The 11,958-nt window shown below is 72.5% G+C and carries 14 protein-coding genes; 4 read left to right on the top strand and 10 right to left on the bottom strand.

From position 1 onward, the window contains the following. Positions 1–172: 172 nt before the first annotated feature. The 5 genes from CP978_RS08100 to CP978_RS08080 all read right to left on the bottom strand — a co-directional run bounded on the left by CP978_RS08100 (position 173) and on the right by CP978_RS08080 (position 2,937). Positions 173–469: a hypothetical protein gene (locus tag CP978_RS08100; protein WP_043438891.1), complete on the bottom strand. Its 297-nt coding sequence runs from the start codon at positions 467–469 to the stop codon at positions 173–175. Positions 470–654: 185 nt separating this feature from the next. After that, positions 655–978, bottom strand: a complete 324-nt coding sequence (locus CP978_RS08095; RefSeq protein WP_043438889.1) for a DUF202 domain-containing protein — start codon at positions 976–978, stop codon at positions 655–657. Further along, entirely contained in the window at positions 975–1,367 is a 393-nt protein-coding gene (locus CP978_RS08090) for a YidH family protein (protein ID WP_043438888.1), read from the bottom strand. The genes CP978_RS08095 and CP978_RS08090 overlap by 4 nt, the downstream gene beginning before the upstream one ends. Before the next feature lie 68 nt (positions 1,368–1,435). Beyond that, positions 1,436–1,954 carry an NUDIX hydrolase gene (locus CP978_RS08085; RefSeq protein ID WP_043438887.1) on the bottom strand — a complete coding sequence of 173 codons (519 nt, stop codon included), beginning with the start codon at positions 1,952–1,954 and terminating at the stop codon, positions 1,436–1,438. Between the two features lie 89 nt (positions 1,955–2,043). Then, a complete protein-coding gene (locus tag CP978_RS08080; protein ID WP_043438886.1) occupies positions 2,044–2,937 on the bottom strand; it encodes a DMT family transporter in 894 nt (297 codons plus the stop codon). Positions 2,938–3,183: 246 nt separating this feature from the next. On the opposite strand from CP978_RS08080, the gene CP978_RS08075 reads away from it, so the two are divergent. Beyond that, a complete protein-coding gene (locus tag CP978_RS08075) occupies positions 3,184–4,839 on the top strand; it encodes an FAD-binding dehydrogenase (RefSeq protein ID WP_043438885.1) in 1,656 nt (551 codons plus the stop codon). 120 nt (positions 4,840–4,959) lie between these two features. On the opposite strand, the gene CP978_RS08070 is transcribed toward CP978_RS08075, so the two are convergent. The 4 genes from CP978_RS08070 to CP978_RS08055 form a co-directional block, all read right to left on the bottom strand. Next, complete coding sequence (locus CP978_RS08070) at positions 4,960–5,985, bottom strand: L-idonate 5-dehydrogenase (protein ID WP_043438882.1); 1,026 nt, start codon at positions 5,983–5,985, stop codon at positions 4,960–4,962. A gap of 22 nt (positions 5,986–6,007) precedes the next feature. Then, positions 6,008–6,766: an SDR family oxidoreductase gene (locus CP978_RS08065; protein ID WP_043438880.1), complete on the bottom strand. Its 759-nt coding sequence runs from the start codon at positions 6,764–6,766 to the stop codon at positions 6,008–6,010. A 10-nt stretch (positions 6,767–6,776) separates the two neighbouring features. After that, on the bottom strand, positions 6,777–8,174 hold the full coding sequence (locus tag CP978_RS08060) for a GntT/GntP/DsdX family permease (RefSeq protein ID WP_043438878.1): 1,398 nt from the start codon (positions 8,172–8,174) through the stop codon (positions 6,777–6,779). Positions 8,175–8,316: 142 nt separating this feature from the next. Continuing rightward, the gene (locus CP978_RS08055; RefSeq protein ID WP_043438877.1) at positions 8,317–8,841 is read right to left on the bottom strand and encodes a gluconokinase; all 525 of its coding nucleotides are present in this window, start codon (positions 8,839–8,841) and stop codon (positions 8,317–8,319) included. 127 nt (positions 8,842–8,968) lie between these two features. Between CP978_RS08055 and CP978_RS08050 the strand changes: the two genes are divergently transcribed. Next, on the top strand, positions 8,969–9,670 hold the full coding sequence (locus CP978_RS08050; RefSeq protein WP_043438875.1) for a FadR/GntR family transcriptional regulator: 702 nt from the start codon (positions 8,969–8,971) through the stop codon (positions 9,668–9,670). 52 nt (positions 9,671–9,722) lie between these two features. Here the strand turns inward: CP978_RS08050 and CP978_RS08045 are convergent, their stop codons facing one another. After that, positions 9,723–10,094 carry a YchJ family protein gene (locus tag CP978_RS08045; RefSeq protein ID WP_107070363.1) on the bottom strand — a complete coding sequence of 124 codons (372 nt, stop codon included), beginning with the start codon at positions 10,092–10,094 and terminating at the stop codon, positions 9,723–9,725. 178 nt (positions 10,095–10,272) lie between these two features. Here CP978_RS08045 and CP978_RS08040 point away from each other — a divergent pair, with 178 nt between their 5' ends. Together CP978_RS08040 and CP978_RS08035 are read left to right on the top strand one after the other, a co-directional pair. Then, positions 10,273–10,584 (top strand): dsRBD fold-containing protein, encoded by a 312-nt coding sequence (locus CP978_RS08040; protein WP_043438871.1) that lies wholly within the window; start codon positions 10,273–10,275, stop codon positions 10,582–10,584. Positions 10,585–10,596: 12 nt separating this feature from the next. Beyond that, positions 10,597–11,901 carry a phosphoribosyltransferase family protein gene (locus tag CP978_RS08035; RefSeq protein WP_043438860.1) on the top strand — a complete coding sequence of 435 codons (1,305 nt, stop codon included), beginning with the start codon at positions 10,597–10,599 and terminating at the stop codon, positions 11,899–11,901. Positions 11,902–11,958 lie beyond the last annotated feature (57 nt).

Here is an 11,958-nt window from a genome sequence, read left to right as displayed (position 1 = left end):
GACACCTGACCCGCGTCGGCGGGACGGACCCGCCTCATGATGCCGACCGGTCGGTATGTAGTCCAGTGCGGAGAGCGAACGGGAAGCGAACGTGATCGGTGCCACGGTGGCCGGGGCACGGCAGTGGGCCACCGGCCGGTGGCCCACGCACAGTTCTCGCCGGGGACGCCCGTCAGTGGTCGTCCCAGTGCCCCTCGTGCTCGGCGTGCCGGTGACCGTCGTGCAGATAGTCGACGTGGTCGCCGTGCCGGACCCCGCGGTGGCCGCAGCTCTCGCCGTGCCGGTGGTCATGGCCCGCATGGGTGACGTGCGCGCCGGGCTCGCACTCGTCCCAGTGGTCGGTGTGCTGGCGATGCAGATGGCCGTCGTGCGCGTAGTCGACATGGTCCCCGTGGGGCACCGCGTCATGGCCGCAGGCCGGGCCGTGGGTGTGGGAGTGCGCGGGATGTTCCTGGTGGACGGTGTTCATGGCGCTCACCTTCAAGGCGTCGTGAAGTGACGGCTCAGGCTAACGGGATGAAGTGGGGCATTCCGGTTCATCCGGCATGTGTGCCCTCAGGATGCCCCGAGTGCGACCGGAAAGCGCGGCGGGAAGGGCGGTCGGGCGACCGGGGTGGCGGGGTGGGTGTGGTGGAGCGGCGGGTGGGACGGGGGTCAGAGGACCAGCACCGCGGCACACACCGCGAGGGCCACCGTGCACAGGGCCGCGGCGGCGGCATGGCGGGGTGCCAGGCGCGGCGGAGGTCCGGCGTCCGCCGCCGTCAGCAGGCGGATGCGCAGATGGGCGAGGGCCAGGAAGCCGAGCCACAGCAGACAGCACAGGGAGACCACGGCGAGACCCGCCGCCGTCCCGGTGCGCAGCGCCGCCCGCGCCGCGAGCACGGCGGCCACGGTGTTCGACAGCGTGGTGCGCCGCCAGGCGAGCCGGGTGCGCTCCGGCTGGAGCCCCGGGTCGCGCGGCGGGACCGGGGTGCTCATCGCTCCCAGCCGATGAAGACCACCACGACCATGGCGACGGCCACCACGGCGACGACGATGCTCAGCAGCGCCGGGAACCGGGACGCGGGAAGGTCCTCGCCGCGGCGCATCGCCCGCTCGCAGCGCACCCAGTGGTTGACGGCGCGCAGCGAGCACAGCACGCCCGCGGCGAGCAGCCCCAGAGCGAGCCCGACACGCCAGGCCCAGGGCAGATCGGGCAGGAACTGGTCCACGGCGAAGCCGCCGCCGATGAGCGCCAGTGCGGTGCGCAGCCAGGCGAGAAAGGTGCGCTCATTGGCCAGCGAGAAGCGATAGTCGGGCGTACGGCCTTCTTCCCGGATCTCCTGGGGCGCGAACCACAGCCGGACGTTCCGTACGAATGCGATCACGTCACAGGACCCTACCGGGCCCCGGTGCGGAGCCCGTCCGGGGCACCGGGGCGGGGGCGGGCCGGCGGTCAGCGGGCGGCGCGGCGCTGCTCGGTGAGCCGCCGGTAGGCGGCGAGGCCGTCCGGGACCCACTCCCAGTCGGGCAGCCGGCGCTCCAGTTCGTCCTCCGGCAGGAAGTCGTGCCAGGCCACCTCCTCGGCCTGGGGGTCCACGGGCAGTTCGCAGCGCACCTGGTAGACCGAGGACCACCAGGACCGGCCGACGGCGTCGTCGTACCGGAACTTGAACAGCAGTTCGGGCCGGGGCAGTCCGCTGACGCCCAGTTCCTCCTCGGCCTCCCGCAGGGCCGCGTCGTCATAGGTCTCCCCGGCGCCGACGACCCCGCCGACGAACATGTCGTACATGGACGGGAAGACCAGCTTGGTCGGGGTGCGGCGATGGACGAAGATCCGGCCCTCGGGGTCCCGCGCCTCGATGAACACACATCGGTGGCGCAACCGGCGGGCATAGGCCTCACCACGGGGCGACTGCCCGATGACCTTGTCGTTCTCGTCCACGATGTCGAGGAGTTCGTCGGCGGCACTCATGGCCCCATCCAAGCAGCCCCCGGCCCCGCGGCCCACCGGCGGACGGTCCTCGGCTCCGCCGTACCCACGCCCGGGCCTCCCCATCTCGCTCATCTCGGCTGCAGATCCCTCTCCCGCTGCGGTTCCCCCAGGCCCCGGGGCATGGCCGGGTGCAGCCCCAGCAGCACGATGCCGCAGACGATCGCCGCCAGCCCCCAGGCCTCCCACGCCAGCGCGCCGGTGTCGGTGCGCAGCCGGTCACCCAGGAAGCCCACCCCGCAGAGGATCCCGGCCAGCGGCTGGGCCGCGGTGAGCGCGGGCAGGGACATCCGCAGCGGTGCCGTCTCGAAGGCGCTCTGCACCAGGACCAGGCCCGTCACCCCCAGCACCAGCACGGCGTACGGCTGCCAGCCGATGACGAACTCGCTCCACCCGCCCGCCGCGAAGCGCTGACCGCTGACCCGGGTGAGCGCGTCCTGCACCCCGTACAGCAGTCCCGCCGCCAGCCCGAGAAGTACCGGTCCGATGATCAGACGCGACTTCTTGGCGCAGGTCGTCAGCAGCAGCGCCAGACCCACCGTCAACCCGATGATCAGCCAGTGCCGGAGGGGATCGGTGACCGCATCGCCTCCCCGGGGCCGGCCCGCGACGATGAAGGCGGTGACCCCGCCGGCGAGCAGCGCCAGACCGGCCCAGCCCTGGCGGCCCACGGACTGTCTGGTCTGCCGGCGGGACTCGGCCAGCGCGAACAGCAGATTGGTGGCGACCAGCGGCTCGACCAGGGAGATCTCGCCGTGGGCCAGTGCGACGGCGCTGAGACCCATGCCGGCCACCATCAGAGCGAGGCCGCCGAGCCAGCGCGGCATCCGCATCAGGTCCAGCAGCAGCCGAAAGGAGAGGAAGTCGCTCAGCGGTGCCTGCTGGGCGGCGTTCTGCTGCAGCACGAATCCGGTGCCCAGACAGAAAGCCGCGCTCAAGGAGAGAGCCAGAACCAGTACGGACACGCTGTACCTCGATGATTCAGCGGAGTCACGGGATGCGTATCACGCCGACTGTAGCGCCCCCCGCCGGGCCCCGCCCCTGCTTGACGGCTTCTCCGCGAGCCCCGTCCCGGACGGGGCGGGGCCGGAAATCGCGGGCCGCCCGGGTGCACCGGGAGAGGGCGGTTGACGCGCTCACTCCCCGTGCCCAAGGATCTGACCCGTCGGTAACAACGGGAGGACCGGCAGCCACCGTGAGAGGACGGGCGCATGGCCTACGACGCTGATGTCATCGTGATCGGGGCGGGCCTGGCCGGGCTCACGGCGACCGCGGAACTGGTGGACGCCGGCCGCAAGGTGATCCTCCTGGACCAGGAACCCGAACAGTCGCTGGGCGGCCAGGCGTTCTGGTCCCTCGGCGGACTGTTCCTCGTCGACTCACCGGAACAGCGCCGGCTGCGGATCAGGGACAGCCATGCCCTCGCCCTCCAGGACTGGATGGGCACGGCCGCCTTCGACCGCCCCGAGGACCACTGGCCGCGCCGCTGGGCCGAGGCCTACGTCGACTTCGCGGCCGGCGAGAAGCGGGCCTGGCTGCACCGGCAGGGCATACGTTTCTTCCCGGTGGTCGGCTGGGCCGAGCGCGGCGGCTACGACGCCACCGGGCACGGCAACTCCGTCCCCCGCTTCCACATCACCTGGGGGACCGGCCCCGGGGTGCTCGCCCCGTTCCTGCGACGGGTACGGGCCGGGGTCGCGCGCGGACTCGTCCAGCTGAGGTTCCGTCACCGCGTCACGGGCCTTGCGCGCAGCGCGGGTGCCGTGGACACCGTCACCGGGGAGATCCTGGAGCCGTCCGCCGAGCCGCGCGGCCGGGCCGGCGGGCGCGCGGTCGTCGGCGCCTTCGAGCTCAGGGCGCAGGCGGTGATCGTCACCAGCGGCGGCATCGGCGGCAACCACAGGCTGGTGCGCGCCCACTGGCCCGAGCGCCTGGGCAGCCCGCCCGAGCGGATGGTCTCCGGCGTCCCCGCCCATGTCGACGGGAAGATGCTGGGGGTCGCCGAGGAGGCCGGCGCCCGTCTGATCAACCGCGACCGCATGTGGCACTACACCGAGGGCATCCACAACTGGAGCCCCATCTGGGAGAACCACGGCATCCGTATCCTGCCGGGCCCGTCCTCCCTCTGGCTGGACGCCCGCGGCCGGCGGCTGCCCGTCCCGCTCTTCCCGGGCTTCGACACCCTCGGCACCCTCGAACACATCATGAGGACCGGGTACCACTACACCTGGTTCGTGCTCGACCGGAAGATCATCGGCAAGGAGTTCGCGCTCTCCGGCTCCGAGCAGAACCCCGATCTGACCGGCAAGTCGGTGCGCGATGTGATCGGGCGGGCGCGCGCGGACGTACCGGCACCGGTCAAGGCGTTCATGGACCACGGTGTCGACTTCGTCGTCGAGAAGGACCTGGGTGCACTGGTGCGCGGCATGAACGCGCTCAGCGGGGAACCGCTCATCGACGAGGCCGAACTGCGCCGCGAGATCGTCGCCCGAGACCGGGAGATCCTCAACCCCTTCACCAAGGACCTCCAGGTGACGGCGATCCGCGGTGCCCGCAGATTCCTGGGCGACCGGCTGGTCCGCACCGCCGCCCCGCACCGCATCCTCGACCCCGCGGCGGGCCCGCTCATCGCGGTGCGCCTGAACATCCTCACCCGCAAGACGCTCGGCGGCCTGGAGACCGACCTGTCCTCGAGGGTGCTGACCGAGGGCGGCGATCCGCTGGCCGGGGTGTACGCGGCCGGGGAGGCGGCCGGCTTCGGCGGCGGCGGGGTCCATGGCTACCGCGCCCTGGAGGGCACCTTCCTCGGCGGCTGCCTCTTCTCGGGCCGCACCGCAGGACGCGCGGCGGCGAGGGCGGTGGGATAGCCCGGGCGGGCCGGGGCTTCGCCGGTGGGGTGCCAGCGGTACGGGTGCCAGCGGTACCGGAGTCCGCGACACGGGTGGTCGCGACACGGGTGGTCGCGACACCCCGCCGCGGCAAGGCCGTCAGGCCCCGAAGTCCAGCAGCACCTTGCAGGACCTGCTGCGGTCCGCGGCGAGGGCGAACGCCGACTCCGCCTCCCGGACCGGCACCACCGCGCTCACCAGCGCGTCGAAACCCGGCTCCGAGGCGAGCAGTTCCAGCGCCTCGTCGAACTCGGTGTCGAAGCGGAACGCCCCGCGCACCTCGATCTCCCGGCTCACCACCAGGTTCCCCGCGAAGGGGCTCTGCCCCGGCGGCAGCATGCCCAGCTGCACCACGGTCCCGCCCCGCCGCACCAGCCGTACACAGGTGTCGAGGCCCGCGGCGACCCCCGACGCCTCGATTGCCGTGTCGACCTCGGTGGGCCACCCCGGGTCGTCCGGCTCGTCCGCCCGTACGAGGGTGTCGGCGCCCGCCGCCGCGGCGAAGTCCAGTGCCCGGGGCAGCAGGTCCGTCACCGTGACCGATGCCGCGCCCGCCGCCTTCGCGGCCGCCACCACCAGACAGCCGATCGGCCCGGCGCCCGTCACCAGCAGATGCCGCCCCGCGACCGGTCCGGCCCGCCGCACCGCGTGCAGTGCCACCGCGAGCGGTTCGGCCAGCGCCGCCCGGCGCAGTGCGAGGCCCGCCGGGACGGCCCTGAGCTGGCCGGCGGGGACCGTCACCCGGGCCGCGAAACCGCCCTGGACATGCGGGAACCGGGCCGCGCTGCCGAGATAGCGGGTGTCCCGGCACACATTGCGCCGCCCCTTCGCGCACTCCGGGCAGACCCCGCAGGGCGTGGCCGGGTGCACGGCGACGGCCGTGCCGACGGCGGGACCCGACGCCCCCGCCCCGTACGAGACGACCGTGCCCACCACCTCGTGCCCGAGCACCATCGGCTCCCGGAGCCGGAAGTCCCCGACCCCGCCGTGCCGCCAGTAGTGCAGGTCAGAACCGCACACCCCGCCGTAGCGGACGGCGACCACCGCCTGTCCGGGCCCGGGCTCCGGGACCGGCAGCTCGTCGACCCGCAGGTCGCCCTGACCGTGGATCACACATCCCAGCATCGCCGGGCTCCCTTCCGCGTTCCTACAGCACGCTCGTCATGCCCCCGTCGACGTACAGCACCTGCCCGCCGACGAAGTCCGCCGCGGGGGAGGCGAGGAACAGCAGCCCGCCGACCAGGTCCTCGGTGCGCCCCCAGCGCCCGGCCGGAGTGCGCTGCCGTACCCAGGAGCTGAACTCCTCGTCCGCCACCAGCGGCCGGGTCAGTTCGGTCTCGATATAGCCGGGGCCGAGCGCGTTGACCTGCACGCCGTACGGCCCCCAGTCCGCGCACATGCCCTTGGTGAGCATCTTCAGCGCGCCCTTGGTCGCCGCATAGGGCGCGATACCGGGGCGGACGACCTCGCTCTGCAGCGAGCAGATGTTGATGATCTTCCCGTGGCCGCGTGCCGTCATCCGCCGGGCCGCCTCGCGGCCGACCAGGAAGGCGCTGGTGAGGTTGGTGTCCAGGATCCGGTGCCAGTCGGCGTCGGCGAACTCCAGGAGCGGGGCCCGCAGTTGCATCCCCGCGTTGTTGACCAGGATGTCGAGCGGGCCCACCCGCTCCTCGACGTCCGCGACACCGGCGGCGACCGCAGCCCCGTCGGTCACGTCGAAGACGGCCGTACGGACGTCCCCGGGCAGCTCCGTCGCGGCCTCCTTCAGCCGTCCGGCGTCCCGTCCGTTGAGGACCACCGTGCAGCCGGCCTCCAGCAGGCCCCGGGCCAGCGCGAGCCCGATGCCCCGGCTGGAACCGGTGACCAGTGCCCTGCGGCCGGCGATGTCGAAGAGCGGGTGACCCATGCCAGGACTCCTAGATGACGAGCGACAGCAGCAGGACCAGGCCCCCGGCGACCACGGAGATGATGCACTCCATGACGGACCAGGTCTTCAGGTTCTGGCCGACGCTGAGCCCGAAGTACTCCTTGACCAGCCAGAACCCCGCGTCGTTGACATGGCTCAGGAACAGCGAGCCGGCGCCGATGGCCAGCACCAGCAGGGCGGCGTGGGTGGTCGACATGTCGGCCGCGAGCGGTGCGACCAGACCGGCGGCGGAGACCGTCGCCACCGTCGCCGAACCGGTGGCCAGCCGGATCGCCACCGCGATCAGCCAGGCCAGCAGCAGCGCGGGTATCGACCAGCTCTTGGAGACGTCGAGGACCATCTGGCCCACACCGGCGTCGATCAGCGTCTGCTTGAAGCCGCCGCCGGCGCCGACGATCAGCAGGATGCCGGCGATCGGCATCAGGCTCTTCTCCACGATCCCGGAGAGCTGCTGCTTGCTGAAACCGGCCGGGCGGCCCAGCGTGAAGATGCCCACGATCACCGAGACGAGCAGGGCGATCATCGGAGAGCCGATCACATCGAAGACGCGCTGCACCGTGTGCGCGGGATCGTCCACCACGATGTCCACCAGGGCCTTGGACAGCATCAGGACGACCGGCAGCAGCACCGTGGCCAGCGTGACACCGAAGCCGGGGCGCTTCTCCAGATCCTCGGAAGGACGCGGCGGGACCATCCGCTCGGGGACCGGGACGTCCACCCAGCGGGCGGCGACCTTGGAGAACAGCGGACCGGCGATGATCACCGTGGGGACGGCGACCAGCACACCCAGCGCCAGCGTCACACCGAGGTTGGCCTGCACGGCGTCGATGGCGACCAGCGGACCGGGGTGCGGCGGGACCAGACCGTGCATCACGGACAGACCCGCGAGCGCCGGGATGCCGATGCGCATCAGCGAGTAGTTGCCGCGCTTGGCGACCATCAGCACCACCGGGATCAGCAGCACGATGCCGACCTCGAAGAACAGCGGAAGACCGATCAGCGAGGCGATCAGCACCATCGCCCAGGGCATCGCCCGTCCACCGGCCCTGGCCAGGATCGTGTCCACGATCCGGTCCGCGCCGCCGGAGTCGGAGAGCAGCTTGCCGAGGATCGAGCCGAGGGCGATCAGGACGCCCACGCCGGCGACGGTCGACCCGAGCCCGGCGGTGAAGCTGGCGATGGCCTTGTCCAGCGGCGCCCCGGCGAACGCGCCGAGTGCGAGCGAGCCGATGGTGAGGGCCAGGAAGGCGTGGAGCTTGAACTTGGTGATGAGCAGCACGATGAGGGCGATGCCCGCCAGTACCGCGATGCCCAGTTGAGCGTGGCCCGCCGAGGTGATCGGCTCGACGGTGTCCGCTGCCAGTATCTCGACGCTGAGTCTGGTCACGGGGGTTCCCTTGGGTGGAGGAGAGGAACTCTCGATTCGGATGGGGGAGATCCCGGCACGACGGTCCCGGGGAGGGGGCCCGCCACAAGGCCGGGGGATGCCGCGAAGGTGGGGGACTGCCGCGGAGGTGCGGTTGCGGGGACTACTGCGGGGCGGCGGACCGCTCCAGATCCCCCAGGGCGTTCAGGGCGCGGGCGGTGATCTCCTCGGGGCTGCCCGAGACATCCACCGCGACCCCCCGCTCGTCCGCCTCCAGCGGCTGGAGCGCGGCGAACTGGGAGTCCAGCAGGGTCGTGGGCATGAAGTGCCCCTGCCGATGCGCCAGTCGCTCCTCGATCAGCGAGCGGTCGCCCGTGAGATGCACGAAGACGACGCCGGGAGCCGCGGCCCGCAACCGGTCGCGGTACGCCCGCTTCAGCGCCGAACTGCTGACCACCCCACCGTGTCCGGCCCGCTCGTGCGCCCAGGCACCGATGGCATCCAGCCAGGGCCGCCGGTCCTCGTCGTCGAGCGGGACCCCGGCCGACATCTTGGCGATGTTGGCCGGGGGGTGGAAGTCGTCGCCCTCGGCGTACGGGACGCCGAGACGGGCCGCGAGCAGGGCACCGATGGTGGTCTTCCCCGTGCCCGAGACGCCCATGACCACGACGACGTGGGGGGTACTCATCGCTTCCTCGCTGTCTTCGTCGACTGCTGTCGAGGTCACTGAAACCCATTAGGTACGACTAATTCAAGCCCCTGTGACATATAAGTCTGACTTTTTTGGGGCGTGATCCGCCTCGTACTCTGAGTCCATGACCACACCGGGCCGGGGGTTGCACGGCCATGTACTGGACACCCTCGGGCCCGCGATCACCGCGGGGGAGTACCCGGCGGGCAGTGTGCTGCGCACCGACGAACTCGCCCAGCACTTCGAGGTGTCGCGCTCCGTGATGCGCGAGGCGGTGCGCGTCCTGGAGTCGATGCACCTGGTGGAGTCCCGCCGCCGGGTGGGGGTCACGGTCCGCCCCGACACCGAGTGGAACGTCTACGACCCCCAGGTCATCCGATGGCGTCTGGCCGGCGCCGACCGCCCGCGGCAGCTGCGCTCACTGACCGTGCTGCGCTCCGCGGTCGAACCGGTGGCCGCGCGACTGGCCGCGCGCCACGCCACGGCCGAGCAGTGCGCCCGGCTCACCGAATGCGCGCTGGGCATGGTCGCCAATGCGCGCGGCCATCAGCTGGAGGCCTATCTGATCCATGACGTGGCCTTCCACCGGGTCGTCCTGGACGCGTCCGGCAACGAGATGTTCGCCCGGCTGGGAGACGTGGTCGCCGAGGTCCTGTCCGGCCGCACCCACCACGACGTCATGTTCGAGGACCCCGACCCGGCCGCCGTCACCCTGCATGTGCGGGTCGCCGAGGCGGTACGGGAGGGTGACGCGGACCGCGCGGAGCGGCTCACCCGCGAGATCACGGTCGGCGCGCTGCACGAACTGGACATCCTGGCGCCGTAGCGACGCCCGCCCCGCCGCCCGACAGCCCCTCTAGGGGAAGGCCCCGGACGCCTCAGCCGAGGTCCCCGTCGACGTACACCCAGGCCCCGTCGACCCGTTCGAACCGGCTGTGCTCCCGCAGGACACCGCCCCGGTAGGAGGCCTGGAAGGTCACCGTCCCCGTGGTGTGGAAGGCGGAACCGTCCGTGCTGTCCAGGACCTCAAGCCCCGTCCAGCGCATCCCGGGATCGAGGTCGAGGCGCGCGGGGCGGGTGCCCGGATGCCAGGTCCGCAGCAGATAGCCCGCCTCCCCCTTCACGAACGCGCTGTACCGCGACCGCATCAGCGCCTCGGCGGTCGGCGCGGTGGCGGCACCCGTGTGGAAACGGCCGCAGCAGCTCTCGTACTCCCCGGGCAGCCCGCAGGGGCAGGAACGCGTGGTCATGGCCCCCATTCTGCCCGCCACGGCGACGCGTCCCCGCGGGCACCGTGCGCCGGGCGGCACGCACCATGCATCGCGCGCCCGACGGAGTCACAGTGGAAGAGGGCCGTACGCCCCGTGCCCGCGGTGCCCGTCGCCCCGCACCGGCGTGCGGGCCGTACGGATGTGAGGAGGACGGACGATGACCGGAGCCGACGGGAGCCCGCCTCCGTCCGCCAAGGAGTGGAGGCTCAACCTCTACCTGTCCGAACGCGACCCGGCCACCAAGGCCCGGATCGTCCTGGACACCGGTGACCATGTGCTGGAGAGCTGTGCGGAGGCCCACCGGAACCCCGACGACACGGCGGTGCCCGGGATCGGCGACGAACTCGCCGCCGGACGGGCACTGATCTCGCTGGGCCGGCAGCTGCTGCGCGCCGCCGCGGGCGACCTGTCGACGGCCGGGGTGCCCGAGGACACCCCTCCCGCTCCGCTCTGGGCTCCACGGGAGTGAGGAGGCCGCATCGTGGTCTTCATGGATCGTCTCGAAGCCGGCCGGCTGCTGGGCGAACGCCTGTGCCACCTCAGGGACGAGGACGTCGTGGTGCTGGGGCTGCCCAGGGGAGGAGTGCCGGTCGCCGCGGAGGTGGCCGAGGCGCTCGGCGCGCCTCTGGACGTATGCCTGGTCCGGAAGCTGGGGGTGCCCTACCAGCCGGAGCTGGGCATGGGAGCACTCGGCGAGGACGGCGTGCGGGTGATCAACGACGCGGTGGTGCGCGAGGCCCGCGTGACCCCGGAGGAGCTGGCCCGGGTCGAGCGGAACGAGCGCGAGGTGCTGGAACGACGGGGCAGGCGCTATCGGGGCGGACGTGCCCCGGTCCGCGTCGACGGGCGGACCGTGGTGGTGATCGACGACGGGGTGGCCACCGGCTCGACCGCGCGGGCGGCCTGCCGGATCGCCCGGGCCCGTGGCGCGGCGCGGATCGTGCTGGCGGTGCCCGTCGCACCGCACGACTGGACCGAACGGCTGGGCGGGGAGGCCGATGAACTGGTCGCCCTGGACACCCCGCTGGACTTCTACGCGGTCGGCCAGTTCTACATCGACTTCGCCCAGGTCGACGACCGGGAGGTCGCCGTCTGCCTGGAGCGCACCGCGGGCCGCCCGCACGGCTTTGCCGGGGCAGGGCCCCGGGACCAGGAGGTGGAGATGGCCGTCGGCGCCGTACGGCTGCGGGGCCGGCTGACCGTGCCCGAGGACGCGGCCGGGATCGTGGTCTTCGCCCACGGCAGCGGCAGCAGCCGGCACAGCCCCCGCAACCAGTTCGTGGCCGCAGAACTGAACCGGGCCGGGCTCGGCACCCTGCTCTTCGACCTGCTCACCGAGGAGGAGGAACGCGACCGGGCCCATGTGTTCGACACCGGTCTGCTGGCCGCACGGCTCACCGAGACCACCCGGTCACTGCTCGAACGGCCCGGCACCGAGGGGCTCGCCCTCGGCTACTTCGGCGCCAGCACCGGGGCGGCCGCCGCCCTGTGGGCCGCCGCGGAGCCGGAACCGCGTATCGCCGCGGTCGTCTCCCGGGGCGGCAGACCCGACCTCGCCGGGCCCCGGCTGCCCGAGGTGACCGCCCCCACCCTGCTCATCGTGGGCGGCGCCGACCCGGTCGTGCTCGACCTCAACCGGCAGGCACAGGCCCGGCTGCGCTGCGAGAGCCGGCTCGCGGTCGTCCCCGGCGCCACCCACCTGTTCGAGGAGCCCGGCGCGCTGCGGACGGTGGCCGAACTGGCCCGTGACTGGTTCACCGACCATATGGCCCCCGCGCATGTGTAGACCCTCGCACCCCCGCCCATGTGCAGACCCTCGCACCGCGTCCGCGACGGATTTAGC

The sequence above is a fragment of the Streptomyces nodosus genome, assembly GCF_008704995.1.
GTDB classification, from domain to species: Bacteria; Actinomycetota; Actinomycetes; order Streptomycetales; family Streptomycetaceae; genus Streptomyces; species Streptomyces nodosus.
This window is presented reverse-complemented; position numbering and strand designations above follow the sequence as displayed.